The sequence below is a fragment of the Sporobacter termitidis DSM 10068 genome (assembly GCF_900130065.1).
In the GTDB taxonomy this organism is placed as follows: Bacteria; Bacillota; Clostridia; order Oscillospirales; family Oscillospiraceae; genus Sporobacter; species Sporobacter termitidis.
Window position 1 is genome coordinate 89,298 of sequence record NZ_FQXV01000013.1, and the last position, 21,814, is coordinate 111,111.

Sequence of the window (21,814 nt, forward strand, 5' to 3'; positions counted from 1 at the left end):
GGGCATTTGCAACGGCAAACATAACAAAAAGGATGATCTGGTGAAAACGCAGTTTAAATGCCCGATGGCAAGCTCCGAGAGAATCGCGGGCCTTTTGTACCTTGGCGTACATATCTTCGCGCTGCCGTGGCTCCTGACATATTTTTATACGAATGTGCTGCGGCATATGAATGTGGTGATGACGGGGCCGGACCTGAATCTCGTTTACTACATCATCGGCTTCGTTTTCGTGCTTATTTTCATGTTCCGGTTTCTGAGGACCTCGTTTTCGGACCTTTTGGATAATCCGTTGCGCGCGCTGCAGTCCGTGGTGCTGGGGTATCTTTTCAATTACGTGGCGGTGAGCGCCGTATTTTTCCTCCTGTCTTTCCTCCTGAAAAACGTGGTGAATCCGAACTCCCAGGAAATCATCAACCAGACGAAGCTGGACCCCAACGTCATCATCGTCGTGGCGGTGCTGCTCGTCCCGATCGTGGAGGAGACGCTGTTCCGCGGGGCGCTGTTCGGGACGCTGAGGAGCAAGAGCCGGCTCCTGGCGTACGTCGTCTCGGTGGCGCTGTTCTCCGTCTATCACCTCTGGCAGTATTTTTTGGGCGGCTTTGACTGGATGCTGCTGCTGTATCTTTTGCAGTACATCCCGGCCGCGATCGCCCTTTGCTGGTGTTACGAGCGCAGCGGCAGCATCTGGGCGCCCATCCTCCTGCACGCGGCGATCAATTTCATCTCCATCAAGGTGACGATCGGATAAAATTCGGCGGGCCGTTTTTATTGATATTTTACAAAATTCGACATTTTTCGCAAAAAGGATCGAATTATTACAAAGAGGTGTGGAAAATTGTAGGACTTTGTGGTATATATCGGTTAAGGCCTGTTATCTCTGTCAACAATAGAAATAACTGTAATGTAGGAGGTTAGCACAACGAAACGGTTTTACATTATTACTTTTATCCTGTGCCTGCTGCTGGTGTTGTTTTACTCCTACGGCCTGTCTGTCGAAAGGTCGCAGAGCACCGCCGCGGCGCCGGTTCAGGCGGCATCGGGTGCCGACCTGTCGTCGTGACAAGACGGCGGACATAACGCAAAAAGAAAAACTCTCCGCGTCAGCCCCGGAACGCATTGCCGTAGCGTTCCGGAAGGGCTGTGACCGCGGAGAGTTTTTTTATGGTCAGCTTATCTGTTCGGCTTTATCCCGTATTTTTCTGTCTCATGCGCTTATGCGTAAAAATAATGATTTCCGATCGTCGCCGCATAAGGTCTGGTCTTGGCGGCCCAGCAGTTTTTCGTCGCCGCGAAGTAAAGGGCGCCGCCCGCGGTGTTCCCGCCGTCAAGAGCTATTTTGGCCGCTATGATGCATTCTTCGCTGGGGGTGTTGTAGATGGCGCCGGAATATGCCGGCGTGAACTGAATGCCGTATTGCTTATCAAAGATGACATCACGGACTGTTTTCGGGAAGAGGGGGGACCGCAGTCTGTTCATGATAACGCCGCCCACGGCAATTTTACCGGTGAGGCTCTCGCCGCGCGCTTCCGCGTAAATGATGCGGGACATCCAGTAAAGGTCGGTTTTATCATAAAAGACGCTGCCCGGCGTAATCGCTCCGGAACCCTTTGTGACGCTGACGGTTTTTGTAAAGCCGTCCCAGCCGACCGCGGCGTCAAACGCCTTGGCGATAGCACGGACCGGCGCCATGACGCTGCCGTCTACCAGAAGGCAGCTGTCCGGGATGAACAGGTATCTCCCGTTTGCCACCAGATAAGTGCTTCCGACGGCGGCCGTCAGAGAAAGGTTGGGGGCGGTCACTGTGGCGGTGCCGCTGTCCCAGGAGACGTTGGCGGCACCCATGGCCATTGAGAAATCGCGAATGGATACGTACGTCGCAGAGTTGATAACTATCGGTGAAACGTGAAACTCTGCAACCCGCCCGTCGATCGTAACTGAGACGCGTGTCGGCGGGGTGCCAGAATCGATGTCGGCCGCCAACACCAGCGGGGTGATCGCCGCCAGCATCAGCAGGACAAGTCCTGACAGGAGTAAACGCTTTTTCATGAAACTATACTTTCCTTTCGTGTGATACCGGAAGCCTCCGAGATGCGCGGAGATTTCCGGCACCCGCGCCGTCGGGCGAATGGGCCGCAGGCGCTGAGTTTTAATATATGCATACGGGATTTTAAATTTCGGGCGTGCCCGAGGTCCCGGTTATGCCTTTTTTATATCAAAACGTTTTGACACGTTGTTGATCACCGTAAGTATCGTCCATGAGTTTTTTCAGCCGAGCTTCAGGATGTTGGCGCCGGTGCCGCCCAGGTACGCGGCTTCCCGGCCGTGGCAGGTAAAGAGGAGGAGCTGCCGCTCCTGCGCAAGCTCCCTGAGATAGTCCAGGGCCAGGCGCGCGCGGCCGTCGTCAAAGTTTGACAGCGCGTCGTCCAGAATCAGCGGACATGGCTCGCCGCCCGTTAAAAGCAGCTCGACGATGCCCAGGCGGAGAGCCAGGTAAATCTGGTCGGCCGTCCCGGCGGAAAGCGCCAGGACGTTCCGGCTCACCGTTTCGTCCGCCGTTTTGGCCAGGGCGTCCAGCGCCTTGTCAAAGGTGAGCTTTTCGTACCGCCCGCCCGTCAGCCGCCGGATGATCCTGCCGGCCGTGTCGGCCAGGAGCGGAGAGAAGCGCGTTTGCAGCTCGGTGCTGGCGTCCCTGAGCGCGTCCAGCGCCATCGTCAGGGCCTCGTACTGCGTCTGCTGGGCGGCCAGCTCCGATGCGGCCAGAGTCTTTTCGGTGCCCAGCAGGGCGGGGTCGCCCATGGCCCCAATCTCGCCCAGCGCCATGTTGTACCGGCCGGACAGAGCTTCCAGTCGGCCGGATACGGCGGTAAGGTCCGCCAGGATCGCCTGACGGCTTCTGGCCGGCGCCTGCGCGGGCGCTTCTCCGGTGTTGCCTGTGCCGGACTCCTCAACGGTTTTGAGAAAGCTCTCGGCGGCGGCCAGCTCGGATTTGGCGCCGGAAAGCTGCGCGTGCAGCGCCTCGATCCTGTCGAGGGCGGCGCCGAGCTGCTCCAGGTCCTCGCTCAGCGACAGCTGCCGGAGCCGTGCCCGGAGAGTCTGCAGCAGACCGTCACAGGCAGACGCGGCGGCGGCCGCGGATTTTTCCGAGGCCTTGACGTCGCCTTCGGAAAGCGCCAGGCTTTCGGACAGGCGGGCGTCGTCGCCGCAGAGCCTTTTGAGGCCGGCCAGAGAGCCGGCGCCGAAGCCGGACAGGTACCGCGAAAGCTTTTTCCGGGCGCCTGCGGACAGGCATAGGCGTATGAGCAAGCCGGCGAGAAGGACGAGCGCCGCGCCCGCTGCGATCAATCGCGCGCTGGGCAGGAGCGCCGCCACCGCGGCAGAGATAATCGTGAGAAGAAGGAGCGAAACCGACAGAGGGCTCCGGAGTGAGAGGCGGCCGGCCTTTCGGTCCAGCGCCTCGGCCCGGGCAGCCGCTTCGGCGGCGTCCGTCCCGGAAAAGGGGGACGCTTCTTTTTCGCCCTGAAGCTTTAAGTACTGCGCCCTGGCCTCTTGAAGGCGCGCCTGCTCGCCGCGCATCATATTTTGCAGCGAATCCAGCGCCTTCAGGTCGCCGCGGATGGCGGCAATGTCGCTCTCCGTCGGGGCGGGGCCGTTCTTTGTCAGCACCGCATAGACGGTATTATAGCCAACTTTTGCATTTTCAAGCTTTTCCAGGGCGCGCCGGCCGGCAAGCCGTGCCTCGTAATCGTCATAGGCCTTGAGCTCGGCGGCAAATCCGGCCTCCAGCTTTTTGAGCCGCTCCGCCTCCAGGCGCATATCCGCGGTGTCGTCATGGGCCGCGGCGATTGCCGCAAGCCTTTTTACGGCGGCGGCCAGCTTTTCCTCAAGGACAGGGATGGTGCCGGACTTGTTGTAGCGCCGCTTTCTGAGCCAGAGGCGCAGCCGCTCGTCCGCTTCCGATAGGGATGCGGTCTCGTCGCCTGTGGAGACGAGGGCGGAAATGCGCTTTTCCAGCTCCGGCGTCTGGCCGATCTTGATGCCCGACTGGGAGATGAAGGCGCTGCGCTCGAAAACGGCTTCGCTGACGCCGAAAAGCGTCTCGCCGGCGGTATCCGGGAAAAGCCCCCCGACCGGGGTGCCCGTGCCGGTGTAAACGGCGGAAAAGTCCTTCATGGGGAGCCTGCCGCTGGAGACGCGCTCAATGGTGATACCGGCGCCGCCGGCCTCGATATCCATGGAGCCCGCCATGGCCGCGCCGCTCCAGGGACGGTAACGGGTTTTATCGGAAAGATACCCCTGCTTGTCCCGGTCGGAGGTGCGGATGCCGTAAAACATGGCGCGGATAAAAGCACACCAGGTGGATTTGCCGCATTCGTTCGGCGCTTCGATGACGTTCAGGCCGGGGGTTAAAAGAAGCGTTTCATTGGACAGCTTCCCGAAGGAGGCGGATAAGCGTTTAATGATCATGCGCCGTACTCCTCCGCGTTCACGAGGGCCGCGAGGCCGTAACGGACGGCGAGAAGGACGGTGCTTTTGGCGGCCTCGCCAGCGCTGTCGTATTTCTCCTTCATATTGCGGAGAAAGATGCCGCGGAGCGTATCGTCGCCGATGCCCTGCCAGATGTCTCTGGGCGGCGTTGTCCTGTCCTGAACGGCCAGATGGAAAAACCGGCCGGAAAACGCATCCCTGATGGCCTTGAGGTCGAGCGTGCCGCCGAACTCTCCGGTGAGGATGAGACGCGCGAGGTCCCGCTCCGTGCTTTGAGGGAGGGCGGCCGAAACGGCGGCGGCCGGATCGTGGGCGCCGGTCAGGTCGACGGTGAGTATCTTATAAATCCTGCCGGCGGTTGGGATGAAGCCGAGGTCGCAGCCCGTTTTTGAAACGGTGCCGAGGATGACGCCCTTGTCGCCCGTTTCGTCGAAGCCGCGGCCCTCAGGGCAGCCGGGGTAGGCGTAAACCGTTTTCCCGGCCTGCTTGAAGCCGCTGAACGTATGGATATGGCCCAGGGCCAGGTAGTCAAGGCCGCTTTTGGCGATTTCCGCTTCCCGAATGGGATTGTAGGCGTCGCCGGCGGTATCGCCGTGGAGGACCATGATGTCCAGCATGCTGCCGTCCGGCACGGAAAAACCGTTTAAAAGCGGCCGGCTGTATTGATCGTTGAAGCCCGCGCCCCAGACGCGGCAGCCCAGCTGCGGCAGATTGAAGCAGCTGATAAGCGGCGACGTGAAGATATGGACGTTCTGCGGGAACTTTACATAAGCGTACGGCGACTTCGGACAGTAGTAGTCGTGGTTGCCGGGAGAAATGAAAATCTCGGCGCTGATTTTGGAAAATGCGCTGGCGAGGATTTCCTGCGTCTCGTAGTAGGACGCGGCGCTGTCCAGAAGGTCTCCGGAGAGGAGCACGAGCTGAACATGCTCGTCCTCGCACAGACCGGCGATCCGGTCCAGGAGGCCGCGCTGTTCACGGCGCCTGACGGCAGCCATCTCCGGGCTCAGCGCTTCGAAAGGGGAATCAAGATGGAAATCAGCGGCATGGAGGATTTTGACAGACATCTTACTTACCCGCGAAAAGTAACGAAAAGTTACAATTCTCTCTCTTTCTTCGAGTTATTATAGTGCGATTGATTACAAAAAGAAACATAAATAAAGTCGTTTTACTAAAGTTTGGCAAAAATGCCCCAGAGATATGCGCATTGGCCGACATATAAGGTATCGGTTTTGTTCAATGTGTCTAAAAAAATGACCGGTTTATGGCATGGACAGCATCCTCCAATCCTCATTTATCGATGGCAAAAAATGATAAAAAACGAAAAATAAGCGCCAAAAAATGACAATTATGACGAGAACGTGAGATGGAAAACGGAACGTTGACGAAAGAACAACGGCGGCGGATTGCTGTCCGCCGCCGTCGCAGGCGGGATAAAAATTGTATTCAGAATTGTATTCATTTGGAAACAAAAATGTAACTGAATTTTATTCGCCGCTGTCGTCCTGCAGCCACGGAATTTCGAGATGCAGGGTGCCGCCCGGATCATAAACGATATATTGCCTGAGGCCGAAAAACAGCGACAGCGTCAGGATGATGGCGGCGATAAGGAGGGTGACGAGAGCCGTCAGGATGATTTTCAGGGGGCGGCGGCTCCTGTACGTCCGGGGATAATTACGTTTCATTCGGAGCCTTTCCGCTTACTTGCATTTTTCGAGGTCGCTGACCAGCGCGATGCGCCGGGCGTGGCGGCCGCCTTCAAAGGGCGTGGCGAGGAATATCTCCAGTATTTTCAGGGCCAAGCCGAGGCCGATGACACGGGCGCCAAGCACGAGAATGTTGGCGTCGTTATGGCGGCGCGTCATTTCGGCGGAATAGGAGTCGCCGCAGAGGGCGGCGCGGATGCCGGAAAACTTGTTGGCCGCGATGGACATGCCGATCCCCGTGCCGCAGATGAGCACGCCCTTGTCGCATTCGCCCCCGGTGACGGCGCGGGAGACGGCCTCCGCGATGACGGGGTAATCGCAGCTGTCGGCCGTAAACGTGCCGAAATTCTTGTAGGGCAGCCCCTGCTCGTCCAGATATTTGATGACGTCCTGCATCATGGCAAAGCCGCCGTGGTCGCATCCGAGTGCAATCATAATGAAACCTCCAAAGTTAAATACAATATTAAAGTAGTTGCGCGGCGCGGTTAAAACGGCCACATGGGCGGAACCCAGCGCAGGATGTACTGCGTATAGTTTTCCGGCACCGTGGCGCCGGAAAGTACCGGGTAAAAGGCGATGAAGAGGAAGACGGCGGCGCCCGTAAAGCCGTAGACGGCCAGCTTGTACCGCCCCTGGGCCCGCTCCCAGATGGTGTTGAGCACATGCGCGAGCGCGAATACCATAAACAAAACGCACGGGAAGTAGTGATAAATGAAGACGACGCGCGTGATCAGAATCCAGGGGGCCAGCTGCACGAAATAGCCGATCAGGATGAACAGCGCCTTGCCGTCCCTGTGCTTTACCACCCGGAACACCATGGCGATGACGGCCAGGAAGCCACCCCACCAGACGATCGGGTTGCCGAAGGAGGCGAAGGAGGATTTGAGGCCCTCGCCCATCGAGGTGTCCCTGTAATACAGGATGGGCCGCGCGTCCACAATCCACTGCCACCAGGTGGAGGAATAGGCGTGGGTGGCCACCAGCGTGGCGTGGTAATGGAACATGAACTTCTGGTTTTCCCAGATCAGGTTGTAATATTTCGGGTCCCAGAGCATGCCGCCCGATACGGTCATCCCCGCGGCGCGGCCGTTCTGGATATAACTCAGGCAGTAGATAATGACGGGGATCAGAACGTAAAACAGGAAGGATGTCAGCAGCGTTTTGACCAGAAAGCGGGAGTGGCCGGGGAGCTCGTTCCTTTTATAATAGCCGGCGTGCAGGACCAGATGGATGACATACAGCGCCAGGAGCCCGGCGCCCGCGTAAATGACGATCCATTTGGAAGCGCAGCCGATGCCGAAAAAGAGCCCGGACAGGATAAGGGGCGGGAGCGTCTTTTTAAACGGCAGCTCCGGGTCCTGCGTGATATAGCGGTACATGAAGAAATAGGAGAGCAGGATGAAAAAGACGCCGTAGGTGTCGATGGTGGCGATGCGCGTCTGGACGTAATGCATGAACTCGGCGGCGAAAAGCGTCGTGCCGCAGGCGGCGATGACGGTTTTGCCGAACATGTTTTTGAGAAATACATAGAGGATGGGGAGCATGGCCACGCCGAACAGCGTGCCCATGAAGCGCCAGCCGAAGGGCACCATCCCGAAAAGGTCGATGCCGATGGTGATGATCAGCTTGCCAAGCGGGGGATGCGTCGTCTCATAGGGCGCGATGGTGTGGATATACTCGTACGCCGTGCGCCCGTGATAAATCTCGTCGAAGTACATGCTGTTCATGTAGCTGGGCGCTTTCGGGACGATGCTCTGCTCGTCGAAGAGCTCTTTGGCGCCGTCGCAGGAGATGCGGCTTGCGGGGAGGATGTTTCCGGCGTTGTCGTAGATGGCCAGTTCGCCGAGCTCCAACGGCGTGGCGGCGGCGGTGATGCGGATATATTTCGTCGGGGAATTGTCCTGGTTCAGATCCGCGTACAGCCACTTGAAAAGGTCGGAATGCGGCTGGTTCATGGCGGACTCATGGTCGCCCGCGGGGTACTGCTCCTGCCAGCTTGTCCCATCCTCGGAAAACTCCAGCGTGTAGCTGCCGATCCACAGCCCCGTATAGTACATGAGCCTGCCCACGTCCGTGGGCTCGTCCAGCGTGATGACGACGGCGTTTTCATCGCTGGTGAAACGATGAAAGCTCTGGGGGTTCGTAAAATCGCCGAGCCCGACGAAGGCCACGGCGGCGTAGACGACGGTGATGACAGTCACCGGCAGGATATCCTTCCGCGCCATCGGGTGGCGGCGGCAGGTAAAGGTGAACCGCGGCCTGTTCACGATTCTGTCGATCCACTCCGTCGTGCCCTTAAGGGGCAGCGAGGCCTTGCGGTAATACCAGAAAAACATAAGCAGGCAGAACGCGGTGACAACCGGAAATACGATTGTCAGATATGAATAGTACAAAGCAGATACCTCCGCAGCAAACCGTCTCCAGTATATTTTCTATCCAAATTTCATCTTACTATGATAGCAAGAAAAGGGGGAAAAGTACAGAAGAATTTAGAGGTGCACCGGCGCCGGGCGGTATCCGGACGGCGCTTCGGAGCGGGGAGCGGGTGGGATGAAATTGTACATATTATACAAAAATTAAAAATTTTTGTCCCAAATCGCGGGCTCGGTTGTCCTTAATATAAATAACAATAATGTAAGGAGAATAGGGTATGCCTAAAAGACCTCATCTGCTCCTGACCATGTGCCTGCTCCTGCTGCTGACGGCGGGCTGCGGCGAACGCGGCAAAAGCGACAGTACGCCGTCGGGCGGCACGGACTACGCGGCCACGGTCAACGAGGAGGATATGCCGTCGGCCTCCTCGGTCCAACAGCTGACAGAGGACTGTATCGGCGAGAGGTATGACAAAGCGGAGAACATCACTTACGAGGACTATAAGAACGCCGACGATATCGGCTATCTGGCGTTTTCATACGATAACGACGGCGCGGCGTACTATGGCTTTACGGTGGCGGAGCAGGAGGGCGACCGGTGGAAGCTGTACTATTTTGAGGACTATCCTAACGACGGGGAGGCGCCCGTGGCCATCACGCAGTTTATCGGTACATATCCCGGCGTGGAGAATATGAAGCTGCATATAACGGCGGGCCGCGTCAATGACGAGCATATCAGGAATATCGTGCTTTATTATCCGAAGGCGGATATCAAGGTCATATATCTGGACACGGACCAGCGGGGCTTCATCGACATCAAGATCAACTCCGTGGATTCCCTGACGAAAATCGACTGTAAATCGAGCACCGGGAAAATCATCTATTCCAGGGATTTTGACAAGAGCTGAATAAAAATCGCGGCCGGAGTGATCCGGCCACGGCTTGTCATTACAGGAGTTTCTTTTTCTTCTTGACGCCGGAGCCGCCGTCGCCAAGGGCGTCGGCGAACTTGCGCAAAAGGTCCTTCTGCTCATTGGTGAGCCCCGTGGGGATACCCACGCGGACGGTGACGTACTGGTCGCCGCGGCCGCCGCCCCGGAGATTCGTGATGCCCTTGCCCCGGAGCCGGAAGACGGTGCCGGACTGGGTGCCCTCCGGGATGTTGTATTTGACCTTGCCGTCCAGCGTGGGGACCTCCACCTCGGCGCCCAGGGCGGCCTGGACGATGGAAATGGGCATGTCGTACAATACGGCGTTGCCCTCCCGGGTGAAGAGCTGGTGGCGGGTGACGTTCACCGTCACGTAGAGGTCGCCGGGCTCACCGCCGTTTAAGCCGGCGCTGCCCTGGCCGCGGAGCGATATGGTCTGCCCGTCGTCGATGCCGGCGGGCACGCTGACCTTGATGGTCTTGTTCCGGCGGACCAGGCCGGCGCCCCGGCATTTCTGGCAGGGCTGATGTATGATCTTGCCGCGGCCCTCACATTTGGGGCATTCGGATGTGCTTTGCATGATGCCGAAGGGTGTGCGGTTCTGCGTCGTCACGGTGCCGGTGCCGTTACAGTGGGGGCACCGCTCCGCCGTGGTGCCCTCCTTGCAGCCGGAGCCGTGGCAGGTGTCGCACGTCTCGATGCGGGAGACGGACACTTCCTTGTCGGCGCCGAAAGCAGCCTCTTCAAAGGATATCGTGACCTCCGTCTGGACCCGTTCTCCCTTGCGCGGCGCGTTCCTGTTGCGCGATGAGGAGCTGCCGGAGCCGAAGATGGAGCCAAAGATATCGCCGAGGTCGAAGTCCATCCCGCCGAAGCCTCCAAAGCCGCCGAAGCCGCCGCCCGCGCCGAAATTCGGGTCGACGCCGGCGTGCCCGAACTGATCGTATTTCGACCGCTTGTCACTGTCGGAGAGGACCTCGTACGCCTCGTTGACCTCTTTGAAGTGTGCCTCCGCGTCTTTGTTCCCGGGGTTGACGTCCGGATGATATTTCTTTGCCAGCTGCCGGAACGCCTTTTTGATCTCGTCGTCGGAAGCGCCCGTGTGGAGCCCCAATACCTCGTAGTAGTCACGTTTGTCTGCCATGAATCAAGCCTGCCTCTCATTGATGCCTGCCGCCTTATCACGACGAAGAATCTCCGTCAAAGCATGAGGAGATTCTTCGTTATATTGAGTGGCAGGGTTAAGAAGTATTTTATTTCTTATCGTCGTCGACAACTTCATAATCGGCGTCGTAATACTGGCCGCCGCCGGGGGCGCTGCCGCCGTCCGTACCGCCGTCCGTGCCGCCGTCTGGGCCGGGGGCGCCGCCGGGCTGCTGCGGGTTCGCGCCCGCGTACAGCTTTTCGCTGACGGCGTAAAAGGCCTTCTGGAGCTCTTCCGTGGCGCTCTTGATGGCGTCGCCGTCGGTGCCGGAGAGCGCTGTTTTGACCTTGGCGATGGCGTCCTCAATGGTCTTTTTGTCGGCGGCGTCGACCTTGTCGCCCATGTCGTTGAGCGTCTTCTCGCTCTGGTAGACCATCTGGTCGGCATGGTTCCTGGTGTCGATCTCGTCCTTGCGCGCGGCGTCCTCCTTGGCGTACTGCTCCGCTTCCTGAACGGCCTTGCTGATGTCGTCCTTGGAAAGGTTTGTGGAGGAGGTGATGGCGATGTGCTGCTCCTTGCCGGTGCCCAGGTCCTTGGCGGAGACGTTTACGATGCCGTTGGCGTCGATATCGAAGGTGACCTCGATCTGCGGCACGCCGCGGCGGGCCGGGGCGATGCCGTCCAGATGGAAGCGGCCCAGGGTCTTGTTATACTGCGCCATCTCGCGCTCGCCCTGCAGCACGTGGACCTCGACGGAGGTCTGGTTGTCGGCGGCGGTGGAGAAGACCTGGCTCTTCTTTGTGGGGATTGTCGTGTTGCGCTCGATGAGCTTGGTGAACACGCCGCCCAGAGTCTCGATGCCCAGGGACAGCGGGGTGACGTCCAGAAGCAGGATGCCCTCCACGTCGCCGCCCAGAACGCCGCCCTGGACCGCCGCGCCGACCGCGACGCACTCGTCGGGGTTGATGCCCTTGAACGGGTCTTTGCCGGTGATGCGCTTGACCGCTTCCTGAACGGCGGGGATACGCGTGGAGCCGCCGACCAGCAGGACCTTCGACAGCTGGTTCGGGGATAGGCCGGCGTCGCTGAGGGCCTGGTTGACGGGGCCCATGGTCTTCTCGACGAGACTGCCGGTGAGCTCGTTGAACTTGGCGCGGGTCAGCGTCGTGTCCAGATGCTTCGGGCCGGTGGCGTCCGCCGTGATGTAGGGCAGATTGATCGTCGCCTGCGTCACGCCGGAGAGGTCGATCTTCGCCTTCTCGGCGGCCTCGCGGAGCCTCTGCATGGCGATTTTGTCGCCGGAGAGGTCGATGCCGGTGTCCTTTTTGAACTCGCCCAGCAGGTAGGTGACGATGCAGTCGTCAAAATCGTCGCCGCCCAGGCGGTTGTTGCCGGCGGTGGCCTTGACCTCGATGACGCCGTCGCCGATCTCCAGAATGGAGACGTCAAAGGTGCCGCCGCCCAGGTCGTAGACCATGATCGTCTGCTCCTGCTCCTTGTCCAACCCGTAGGCCAGCGCCGCGGCCGTCGGCTCGTTGATGATACGCTTGACGTCGAGGCCGGCGATCTTGCCGGCGTCCTTCGTGGCCTGGCGCTGGGAGTCGGTGAAGTAGGCGGGGACGGTGATGACGGCTTCGGTCACCTTCGTGCCGAGATAGCCCTCCGCGTCCGCCTTGAGCTTGCTAAGGATCATCGCGGAAATTTCCTGCGGTGTGTACTGCTTGTTGTCGATACCGACCTTGTAGTTGCTGCCCATTTCACGCTTGATGGATATGACGGTGCGGTCCGGGTTGGTGATGGCCTGCCGTTTGGCGACCTGACCGACCATGCGCTCGCCGTCCTTTGAAAACGCGACGACGGACGGCGTTGTGCGCGCGCCCTCGGCGTTGGGGATGACTATCGGCTCTCCGCCTTCAATAACGGCGACGCAGGAATTTGTCGTGCCGAGATCTATACCAATGATTTTTCCCATGTGAATTGTCCTCCTAATATTTAAATGTCGTAGCAGTCATTTTCAGTTGGCGACCTTGACCATGGAGCAGCGGATCACCTTATCGCCGAGCTTGAAGCCCTTTTCAAATTCCTCGGCAATCGTCGAGGCGCCGAAGGCGGGGTCCTCCACGTGCATGACGGCGTTGTGAACATCGGGATTGAAGGGCTCCCCGACGGCGGGGATCTCCGTCACGCCGCACTTTTCCAAAATGTCCTTGAGCTGCGCCATCGTCATTTCGACGCCCTTGAAAAAGGCGTCGTCCGAGCATTCCTGGCTCAAGGCGCGGGCCAGGTTGTCGTAAACCGGCAGAAGCTTTTTGATGGTGTCCGAGCGGACGTCGTCGTACAGCGCCTCGCGCTCTTTTATGCTGCGTTTTCTGTAGTTGTCGTATTCGGCGGCCAGCCGGAGATACTTATCTTTTTCGGCTTTCAGCGCCGTTTCAAGCTCCTCTGTCTTAGAAGTCTCGGGAGCCGGGGTTTCCTCCACGATTTCAGCCTCCAGGGGTATTTCCTCGGGCGCTTCATCTTTCTTGGCCTTTGACATTGTATCATCTCCTTAGAATAATTATCTTTATGGCGGGCTCTTGTCATGCCCTTCGGCAAGGCTGCCCGGCGGCTTGTCGCCGCCCGATAAAAGCCAGCTCAGGCCCCGGGCGATATACCCGAGGCGCGCGGCGACCTTTGAATAGTCCATGCGCGTCGGCCCGACGACGCCGATAAGCCCCTGCATGTCGTCTCCGGCGTCGTAGCGCGCCACGATCACGCTGGAATCGCGCAGCTCCTCGGCCAGATTTTCGGGCCCAATGGTGATTTTCATACCGCCGCTGTCCTCGGGCGCCGGACCCGGGAGCCTCAGCAGCTCCTCCTCGTCCGACAGATAGCGGAGGAGACGCTGGGCTTTCTCAACGTCCCTGTACTCGGGATACTCCAGCAGATTCGAGGTGCCCGCGATATGGGTCTCTCTCAGCTTTGTTTCATATAAAAGCTCGATGGCAAAGCCGGCGATGACGGCGACGATGCCCATCTCGTCACCCGCGGCCCGTTCCGTGGAGGAGATCAGCTGGGTGGTGATCCGGTCCTCCGTAATATTTGTAAAGCTGGCGTTGAAAAGCGTGGCAAGCTTTGTCAGCGTGCCCTGCTCGGTGGGGAACGGCAGCTGGACCAGCTTGTTTTTCACTGTTTTGTTACTCAGCATCGCGACGACGATAAATGTATTCGGGTCGACATAGATGATGTCGAAGCGCGAGACGGTGACGATGGAGGCCGCGGCGCTCAGGGCGTATGCCGGCAGGCTCACAAGCTGCGAGGTCAGGCGCCCCACATCGGTGAGCAGCTTGTCGAGCTGCTGGATGCGGCTTTTCAGCGTGCGGTTGATCGTCTCGGTTTCTTCCAGCGACAGCCTGTGCTGGCGCATGAGCTCGTTGACGTACATGCGGTAGCCCTGGGGCGTGGGTATCCGGCCGGCAGAGGTATGCGGCTGCTCCAGAAGGCCCATCGATTCCAGCTCCGCCATTTCGTTGCGGATGGTGGCCGGCGAGACGTTCATGCCGATGTCGCCGGCAATGGCTTTCGAGCCGACGGGTTCCGCCGTCTCGACGTACTGGTCGATCACGGCGCGCAGTATTCTTTTTTTACGCTCGCCGAGATCCATATCCCGTCTACCTTTCAAGCCGGCGCCGTTTCAGAGAATTAGCACTCTCCCCTTGGGAGTGCTAGCCATAATTTAGCACTATGGAGCATTGATGTCAAGTACCTTGTTCATATTGTTTTTATTTTATTAATAATCTGAAAGATTTTATGTATTGTTACTTTTGTAAATTATTGTTGTTGCATTTAAAATATCAATCAAGTATCCTTGATGCACCAAATGGGAGTTGTGTCGGTTCTTCGACGGGAAGCTGGTGAATTTATTGAAGAGAATCCTTACGCGCGTTCTGCTGGTCATCGTCGGTATCGCCGTCGGCGTGGCGGCATGCCTGGCGGCATATTACACATCGGGTGACGGGCTGTTTGAAAAAACGGTGGGCACCAAAAAACCCGCGGCCTCGGTTTCTCTCAGGGCCGCCGCGACAAACGCCGAGCTGACACAATACGCCTACAAAGTGCTGGATTATATTAAAGCCGGCGATTACGCGGGCCTGTCGTCGATGGTCCATCCCGAGTTCGGCGTCGTTTTTTCGCCCTACGCCACCATCAACCTGACGTCGAACAAATGCTTTACCGCGGCGCAGGTGGGCGCCTTTGCGGGCGATAACAACAAATACGTGTGGGGCAAGTACGACGGTAGCGGGAGCCCGATCGAAATGACGCCGGCAGATTATTTCAAGAAATTCGTGTTTGACAAGGATTATACGCTGGCCACCCAGATCGGCGTGGATACCGTCATTAAAACCGGCAACTCGCTGGAGAACATCAAGGACGTTTTTCCGAACATCCGGTACGTCGATTTCCACATTCCCGGGACGGACGCGAATGCCGACGGCCTCGACTGGAGCAGCCTGCGGCTCGGCTTTGAAAAATATAACGGCGAGCTGAAGCTGACCGTGATCGTGCACAGCGTATGGACTGTTTAATTTTCCTCAACAATTAGTTACAAAGGGCTGACAAACGGTGAAATTTGTCGGCTCTTTTATTTTTTTGCCGATTTGTCTGACAACATTTAGCACGCAATTATTTATATAATTGAACATACTAAAACTGCATCAACCAGATAAGAGGAACCGTCCGCGGTTCTTTCAACAGGAGGCAAAAATGAAAAAAGCATGGTATCTTATCCTGGCGGTCGTCATGGTATGCGTTCTGGCCGGCTGCAATGTCGCGCCCAACGTGCCCGGCGTGACGCCGTACGCATCGCCCGGGACATACACCAGCCCGGCATATGGCAATAACCTGGGCAGAGCGTACAACAACCTGACGAGAGGCAACAGTCTGACCAGAGGCGCAACCAACGGCGCGACCAACGGGATGCCAAAGGGGACCTCAAACGGCGCGGTGAAGCCCGGTGCGCCCGGCACGTACGGCTCCGGCAGCAATGTCAACAGCAGCAAAAAGACCGATACGCCCACCAGCAGAATGAACAGGCTCATGAACCAGCGCGCCTATATTAATATCAACCCCGGCGACAGCGCCGCCTTCGACTTTTCAAAGCGGTAACAATGGAAAAACAGATACCGGAAAGCTCCGGTATCTGTTTTAATAAGCGCTGGGTGAGTATGCCGTAGGGCGGGGGCTTGCTCCCGCCGCCGCTTGCGCGGTGCGGCGCCGACATGTTCCCTCCTTCAGTCGCTTACGGGCGACAGCTCCCTCGTCTAAGGGAGCCGGAGAAGTCGTTAAATCTTATTGTCCGCGCTTTTTTTGGCGCCGAAGCCCGAGCCGTGGATAATGTACTTGGAGATGGATTTATACACCAGGAAGGTGACCGTAGAGTTGATGCCGGCCTTGATGAGGTTAAACGGCGCGATGATCGGCAGCAGCAGCGGGTCGACGGCGCTGGCGGGCACCATCAAAAACAGCGGCGTGACAAAGTGGTTGGCGATCACCATGACGACGCTCATCGCCACTGTGCCGCAGCCGAGGCCGATAATGGCGCCGGCGCGCGTATGCCTGAAGCGGTAGATGGCACTGGCCACGACCACGAGGGTGGAGGTGGCGATGGCGTGCATCAAAAACCCGTAAAGGCCGCTGGCCGCGCTGACCGTCAGCGCCTGGATGCCGCTGGCGACCAGTGTCAGGAGGATGCCGGCCACAGGTCCGAAGGCGAAGGCGCCGATCAGTATCGGGATGTCGGCGGGGTCGTATTCGAGATATGCCGCGGCGGGGAAGATGGGAAAATGGATAAGGTAAACCAAAACGACGGACAGAGCAATAAAAAATGCCATGATAACAAGATTGCGCGTGGTGAATTTCATCGGGCCGACCTCCGGAAAATAATAAACACCCGAAAGACATGTCTTTCAGGTGACTTAAATGCCAAACTGCCGTTTGACGAAATCTTCTCTCATCCAGACTTTAACTGTCGGTATTGGAGTTGCACCAATTCATGCGCTCTCGCGCTCGCGGACTGTACCGCCGATCGGGAATTACACCCTGCCCTGAAGACAACGTATTCAAATATTTGCTGTCATTATAGCAGATTCCGCGCAAAATGCAACTTTATTTTTTGACAAATGATGACGGGCATATTAGAATATGACTTATTAAAAATGATGAAACTGTCCGGGAGATATATGAGCCAGACGACTGAGCGCATGACCACCTGCTGCTTTTCCGGCTACCGGCCCGACAAGCTCCCCTGGGGATATAACGAGGACGACGAACGGTGCCTGCGGCTCAGGGAAAAATTATGTGATATTGTTTCCGCCGTTTACGCGTCCGGCATCCGCCATTTTATCTGCGGGATGGCGCTGGGCTGCGACACGCTTTTCTGCGAGACGGCCCTGCAGCTCCGCGACGACCATCCGGACGTGACGCTGGAGGCCGCCCTGCCGTGCGAGGATCAGGCCGCCCGCTGGAACGAGGCCCAGCGCAGCAGATATTTTAAGCTGGTGGAGCAGTGCGACGTGGAGACCCTTGTCAGCAGGAAATACACGCCGGACTGCATGATGCGCCGTAATATGTACATGGTAGACCACGCCTCGCTCCTCATCGCCGTCTACGACGGACGCTTCGGCGGCACCATGCAAACCGTGGGCTACGCCGGCCGGCAAGGCTTGGAAATCATCCAGATAAAGCCGTAGGCGGTTTCTGCCGGATATAAATGCCAGATTCGGCTAACAGATCCCATATTGGCCGATAACAGCCGGATGAAATAACGGCTGTTTCTTTCGTCTTTTTTACTATCGGTGCGGCTCCTGATTTGTGTATATGGACAAATAGAGGCAGAATACACTATACCAATCTCGTTTTTGGTGGTGTGTATATGCTGTCTGCCACATTTGCCATTTTACTGATGAGCCCCTTTCTCATGCTGCGCATGTCGGACGGCGCGGGGTCGTTTCCCAAGCCGCTGTCCGCGGCCGAGGAGGAGAAATACATAGATCTCTTCATGCGGGGGGACATGGAGGCAAGAAATATCCTGATCGAGCGTAATCTGCGTCTTGTCGCGCATATCATTAAAAAATACTACACGCTCACGAGCGAGCAGGACGATTTGATTTCCATCGGCACGATCGGGCTGATCAAGGGGATATCCACTTACAAGCCGGAGAGACGGGTGCGCCTGGCCACGTATGCCAGCCGCTGCATCGAAAATGAAATCCTGATGTATTTCAGGAGCCTGAAAAAAACGGCGGGCGATCTGTCGCTTTCCGATTCGATCGATACCGACAAGGATGGGAACAGCTTGTCCCTCATGGAAGTCATCAGCGTGGAAGACGACATGCTGGACAATCTGAGCGCCCGTGAAACCTGCGGCCAGCTCTGCCAGTACATCGGCGAAACGCTGTCGGACCGGGAAGCGGAGATCATCACCATGCGCTACGGCCTCGACAACTCAACGCCCAAAACCCAGCGGGAGATCGCAGCCATCTGCGGCATCAGCCGCTCGTATGTCTCAAGGATCGAGAAGAAAGCGCTGGAAAAGCTCCGGAAATGCTTTGAGGATTCTTATTTGTAAATGCCGCGGGGAAGGACACGCGGAAAGGGAGAGCCTGCTTGCCCGGCAGGCTCTCTTTTTGCGGGCTTATGCGTTTAATTTAAGACTTGATAAAAAGAAAAATTTATTGTATGATAAATGTAGGTTATCATACAGAGGCTGGCGTCGCATTTTCGACGTAATCCGACTGATAATCTGTTTCCGAGCCAAATGGTCTAAAGGTTTCGACCATGACGTTTGGCCTGAGCCCTCGGGCTCGCGGGGTATGGCTGGAAACGGCCCTGCCTTCCTTTTGAGAAGGAGACAAATAGGTGCGGGAGCCGGCTTTCCCGCGCGCATTGCTGCACAGTTTCAGGCAGCCTGTTTGTCCGTCTCAAAACAGGCTGCCTTATTTTATATGCCGGGGTTTTCGTCGCAGATGAACAACGGTAGCAGGCGCGGGCGTGTCCTGGTCTGAGCTGCCGCGGAGGATATATGGAGAACATCGGCATGATAACGCTGCCTGTCAAGCGCGGCGGGATACTGGAAGGGCTGGGCCGCGGCCACATGATTATCGCGCGCTCAAAGAATGCGTTTTTGTATATTCTGGAGCGTGACAACCGGTATCAGCTGATCCTGCATGAACACGGCGCCGCCGGCGCGCGCCGGAACCAGGTCCCGAAGTATGGACAGAATACCGCGGCCATACAAAGGCTCGCCGACCGATCCGAATATCTTTATGAGGCGGAGTTTGACCGCGCGCTCGATATATACACCCTTATGCGCTGCGCCGAGGAAGGCATCCTGTCCATATTCCCGGACGGCGACGGCGGGCCGGTTTAAACGCCCTGCATCAGGCCGGACCGCCCGGGCGGCGACATCAATTCAAAGACACGCAATACTATTAGGAGGAAAAGCAATGGCTGAAAGAGTGACGCACAGCGTTTGTGTCGGGGGCCCCATCGCGATACATACCGTGGACGGCGTGATCAGGCGTATCCGGCCTATCGTGTTCGACGACAACGACCCAAAGGGCTGGGTGATCAAGGCCAGGGGCAAGGAATATACGCCCAACCGCAAGGCGCAGCCCGCCTTTATCGCCCTGACGGAGAAAAACAGGGCCTATTCCTATGACCGCATCCGCTATCCGATGATCCGCGAGGATTTCGTGGAAACGCCGGACGGCAAAAACCGCAGCACCGAAAACCGCGGCAAGTCCGGTTACCGCCGCGCCACCTGGGACGAGGCCCTCGACCTGGTGGCCAGGGAAATCAAGCGCCTCCATGCCACGTACGGCAAGGAAACCGTTACCGCCTGCACGGGGTCTCACCATTCCTGGGGCCTTGTGGGCTACAAGCTGTCCACCTTCGCGCGGTTTTTCAGAATGATGGGCTACACCGAGCTCAAGGACAACCCGGATTCCTGGGAGGGCTTCACCTGGGGGGCGCCCCACACGTATGGCTATTACTGGCGCCTGGGCGGCACGGAGGCGTTTGACCTTTTGGAGGACGCCCTGCAAAACGTGGAGACGATGATCATGTGGTCCCATGACCCCGACACGACCCGCGGCGGTTACGCCGGCAACGAATCCACCATGTGGCGCCACTGGCTTGACGATATGGGCGTCCAATTTATTTATATCGACCCGTTTAACAACTTCTCCTCCGTCAAGCAGGCGGACAAGTGGTTCGGCCCCCGCCCCGGCACGGACGCGGCGCTCTGCGAGGGCATCGCTTACGTGTGGCTGACGGAAGGGCTTTACGACAAGGGGTATATCCAAAGGCACGCCCACCGCTTTGACGAATGGGCCGACTATATCCTGGGCCGGGGCATTGACAGAACGGCCAAAACGCCGAAATGGGTCGAGACGGAAACAGGCATTCCCGCAGCCGACATCAAGGCGCTGGCACGGCGCTGGGCCTCCACCAAAACCATGGGCGGCTCCGGCCTGCGCGGCGGCTTCGGCGGCGTGTGCCGCACGGCCAACGGTACGGAATTCGCCCGGCTGATGGTCCAGCTTTTTGCCATGCAGGGCATGGGCAAGCCCGGCCAGAACATCTGGGTGGGCACCACAGGCGCGCCCATGGATTACAATTTCTGGTTCGGCGGCTACTCGGACCCTCTCTCTCAGATCGCCAACCAGCCCATCGCCGACAAGACGGCGGTGAACTGCGTGACCCAGAAGCTTTACCGCCCCAACGTCCCCGACGCGATCCTGGACGGCCACTACGAGTGGTACGGCGAGGGCTTTTGCGGCGGCGGGCTCGACCTGGAATTCACGGAAAATATTTATCCCAAGCCGGGCTATAACAAGGTCCACATGTTCTGGCGCTACGGCGGCTGCTTCATGGGTACCATGCTGGATACCAACAAGTGGGTCAGGATGTACAAATCTCCCGAGCTGGAGTTTGTCGTCAACCAGGATATCCACTTCCACGGCGAGGCGCGCTTTGCCGACGTGATCCTGCCCGCCTGCACGAACCTGGAGCGGTACGATATCGGCGAGCTCTGCAACTCCGGCAACGGCGGCTATCAGTCCCACTCCCAGACCGGCAACAGCTGGCAGGTGGTCGTCTTCCAGGACAAGGCCATCGAGCCGTTGTGGGAGTCCCGGTCCGACTACTGGATCTTTGCGCAGGTGGCCGAACGCCTTGGCTGGGGCCAGGAATTCACGGAGGGCCGCACCGAGCTCGACTGGTGCAAGCGCTTCTGGGAAAAATCCGACCTGTGCGAGAAAATATCCTGGGAAGACTTCACCAGGAAGGGCTATTACGTGGCGCCCGTGCCGGAGGACCGGGAGCGCCATTACGGCTTCCGCTGGTTTGCCGAGGGCTATCCCTGCGACACGCCCAACCACAAGCCGTGCCAGGAGGAGGGCAAGCTGGGGACCTTTACCGGCAAGTTCGAGTTCGTCTCCGAGAGCCTTCTGTACTGGGCGCCGGGCGACGAGGCCCGCACGCCCATCGCCACCTACAAGCACAGCTGGGAGGGCCACCACTCTATCAAGGCGCGGAAGTATCCGTTTCATCTCATCACGCCGCACCCCCGCTTCGATTACCACACCCAGCACAACTCCTCCACACCGTGGTTCTGGGAGATCCGCGAAAACCGGGAGTACAGAAACGGAAACCCCTATCTCGTTGCCCGCATCCATCCGAAGAAGGCGGCCGAGAAGGGGATCAAGGACGGCGATTTTATGCTGCTGTTCAATGAACGCGGGTCGGTGCTCTGTATCGCCAGAGTTACTTACCGCGTTGAGGAAAATACCATCCACGCCTACGGCTCCTCGGGTATCTACAATCCCGTCGTGCCGGGGGATACCTCCATGGATATCGGCGGCTGCGTCAACATTCTGTCGCCGGGAAAGCTGATAGGCTCGATGGTGCCGGGCATGGCGCCGAACTCCACGCTGCTGGACGTGTGCAAATACGAGGGCCCGATCCCGGACAGCCAGTGCTTTGAATATAAGCTTGACGCTGTGGCAAGGGATGCCGATCCCGAGGCGGAAACATGCCGGGAGATCATCGAGGGTCACGGCTTTGAAGAAATCCAGGCAAAGGAAAGAAGAAAATATCTCAGAAAAGCGTCGGCGCGGACGTAAAAACCGGCGCGGA

19 protein-coding genes and 2 riboswitches are annotated in these 21,814 nt (G+C 58.1%); of the genes, 8 read left to right on the plus strand and 11 right to left on the minus strand.

Going from position 1 to position 21,814, the window contains the following annotated elements:
- The first annotated feature begins 40 nt into the window (after positions 1 to 40).
- Positions 41 to 748, plus strand: coding sequence for a CPBP family intramembrane glutamic endopeptidase (locus BUB60_RS15950; RefSeq protein ID WP_073081109.1), 708 nt, complete (start codon positions 41 to 43; stop codon positions 746 to 748).
- Positions 749 to 1,212: 464 nt separating this feature from the next.
- Here BUB60_RS15950 and BUB60_RS15955 read toward each other — a convergent pair whose 3' ends face one another.
- The 6 genes from BUB60_RS15955 to BUB60_RS15980 all read right to left on the minus strand — a co-directional run bounded on the left by BUB60_RS15955 (position 1,213) and on the right by BUB60_RS15980 (position 8,584).
- The gene (locus BUB60_RS15955; RefSeq protein ID WP_073081113.1) at positions 1,213 to 2,046 is read right to left on the minus strand and encodes a cell wall hydrolase; all 834 of its coding nucleotides are present in this window, start codon (positions 2,044 to 2,046) and stop codon (positions 1,213 to 1,215) included.
- A gap of 219 nt (positions 2,047 to 2,265) precedes the next feature.
- Positions 2,266 to 4,464, minus strand: coding sequence for an ATP-binding protein (locus BUB60_RS15960; RefSeq protein WP_073081115.1), 2,199 nt, complete (start codon positions 4,462 to 4,464; stop codon positions 2,266 to 2,268).
- Complete coding sequence (locus tag BUB60_RS15965) at positions 4,461 to 5,552, minus strand: metallophosphoesterase family protein (protein ID WP_073081117.1); 1,092 nt, start codon at positions 5,550 to 5,552, stop codon at positions 4,461 to 4,463. The genes BUB60_RS15960 and BUB60_RS15965 overlap by 4 nt, the downstream gene beginning before the upstream one ends.
- Before the next feature lie 420 nt (positions 5,553 to 5,972).
- Positions 5,973 to 6,170: a hypothetical protein gene (locus BUB60_RS15970; protein WP_073081121.1), complete on the minus strand. Its 198-nt coding sequence runs from the start codon at positions 6,168 to 6,170 to the stop codon at positions 5,973 to 5,975.
- A gap of 15 nt (positions 6,171 to 6,185) precedes the next feature.
- Complete coding sequence (gene rpiB / locus BUB60_RS15975) at positions 6,186 to 6,626, minus strand: ribose 5-phosphate isomerase B (RefSeq protein WP_073081125.1); 441 nt, start codon at positions 6,624 to 6,626, stop codon at positions 6,186 to 6,188.
- A gap of 50 nt (positions 6,627 to 6,676) precedes the next feature.
- Positions 6,677 to 8,584, minus strand: a complete 1,908-nt coding sequence (locus BUB60_RS15980; RefSeq protein ID WP_073081128.1) for a phospholipid carrier-dependent glycosyltransferase — start codon at positions 8,582 to 8,584, stop codon at positions 6,677 to 6,679.
- Between the two features lie 257 nt (positions 8,585 to 8,841).
- Between BUB60_RS15980 and BUB60_RS15985 the strand changes: the two genes are divergently transcribed.
- On the plus strand, positions 8,842 to 9,471 hold the full coding sequence (locus tag BUB60_RS15985; protein WP_073081132.1) for a hypothetical protein: 630 nt from the start codon (positions 8,842 to 8,844) through the stop codon (positions 9,469 to 9,471).
- A gap of 40 nt (positions 9,472 to 9,511) precedes the next feature.
- Here BUB60_RS15985 and dnaJ read toward each other — a convergent pair whose 3' ends face one another.
- From dnaJ to hrcA, 4 genes are all read right to left on the minus strand, one after another.
- On the minus strand, positions 9,512 to 10,636 hold the full coding sequence (dnaJ, locus tag BUB60_RS15990) for a molecular chaperone DnaJ (RefSeq protein ID WP_073081135.1): 1,125 nt from the start codon (positions 10,634 to 10,636) through the stop codon (positions 9,512 to 9,514).
- Positions 10,637 to 10,745: 109 nt separating this feature from the next.
- Positions 10,746 to 12,608, minus strand: a complete 1,863-nt coding sequence (dnaK, locus tag BUB60_RS15995) for a molecular chaperone DnaK (protein WP_073081139.1) — start codon at positions 12,606 to 12,608, stop codon at positions 10,746 to 10,748.
- 42 nt (positions 12,609 to 12,650) lie between these two features.
- On the minus strand, positions 12,651 to 13,172 hold the full coding sequence (grpE, locus tag BUB60_RS16000; RefSeq protein ID WP_073081143.1) for a nucleotide exchange factor GrpE: 522 nt from the start codon (positions 13,170 to 13,172) through the stop codon (positions 12,651 to 12,653).
- A gap of 27 nt (positions 13,173 to 13,199) precedes the next feature.
- Complete coding sequence (gene hrcA / locus BUB60_RS16005) at positions 13,200 to 14,279, minus strand: heat-inducible transcriptional repressor HrcA (RefSeq protein ID WP_073081147.1); 1,080 nt, start codon at positions 14,277 to 14,279, stop codon at positions 13,200 to 13,202.
- A gap of 259 nt (positions 14,280 to 14,538) precedes the next feature.
- Here hrcA and BUB60_RS16010 point away from each other — a divergent pair, with 259 nt between their 5' ends.
- Together BUB60_RS16010 and BUB60_RS16015 are read left to right on the plus strand one after the other, a co-directional pair.
- Positions 14,539 to 15,201, plus strand: coding sequence for a hypothetical protein (locus BUB60_RS16010; protein ID WP_073081150.1), 663 nt, complete (start codon positions 14,539 to 14,541; stop codon positions 15,199 to 15,201).
- 178 nt (positions 15,202 to 15,379) lie between these two features.
- Entirely contained in the window at positions 15,380 to 15,781 is a 402-nt protein-coding gene (locus BUB60_RS16015) for a hypothetical protein (protein ID WP_073081154.1), read from the plus strand.
- 176 nt (positions 15,782 to 15,957) lie between these two features.
- Here the strand turns inward: BUB60_RS16015 and BUB60_RS16020 are convergent, their stop codons facing one another.
- On the minus strand, positions 15,958 to 16,536 hold the full coding sequence (locus tag BUB60_RS16020; protein ID WP_073081157.1) for an ECF transporter S component: 579 nt from the start codon (positions 16,534 to 16,536) through the stop codon (positions 15,958 to 15,960).
- 77 nt (positions 16,537 to 16,613) lie between these two features.
- Positions 16,614 to 16,731, minus strand: a riboswitch (FMN riboswitch).
- 123 nt (positions 16,732 to 16,854) lie between these two features.
- On the opposite strand from BUB60_RS16020, the gene BUB60_RS16025 reads away from it, so the two are divergent.
- The 4 genes from BUB60_RS16025 (at position 16,855) to BUB60_RS16040 (ending at position 21,801) form a co-directional block, all read left to right on the plus strand.
- Positions 16,855 to 17,364, plus strand: coding sequence for an SLOG family protein (locus BUB60_RS16025; RefSeq protein ID WP_084726559.1), 510 nt, complete (start codon positions 16,855 to 16,857; stop codon positions 17,362 to 17,364).
- A gap of 182 nt (positions 17,365 to 17,546) precedes the next feature.
- A complete protein-coding gene (gene sigK / locus BUB60_RS16030; RefSeq protein ID WP_073081160.1) occupies positions 17,547 to 18,242 on the plus strand; it encodes an RNA polymerase sporulation sigma factor SigK in 696 nt (231 codons plus the stop codon).
- A gap of 166 nt (positions 18,243 to 18,408) precedes the next feature.
- Positions 18,409 to 18,540, plus strand: a riboswitch (molybdenum cofactor riboswitch).
- Positions 18,541 to 18,695: 155 nt separating this feature from the next.
- Positions 18,696 to 19,043 (plus strand): hypothetical protein, encoded by a 348-nt coding sequence (locus BUB60_RS20215; protein WP_073081163.1) that lies wholly within the window; start codon positions 18,696 to 18,698, stop codon positions 19,041 to 19,043.
- Positions 19,044 to 19,119: 76 nt separating this feature from the next.
- Entirely contained in the window at positions 19,120 to 21,801 is a 2,682-nt protein-coding gene (locus BUB60_RS16040) for a molybdopterin-dependent oxidoreductase (RefSeq protein WP_073081167.1), read from the plus strand.
- Positions 21,802 to 21,814 lie beyond the last annotated feature (13 nt).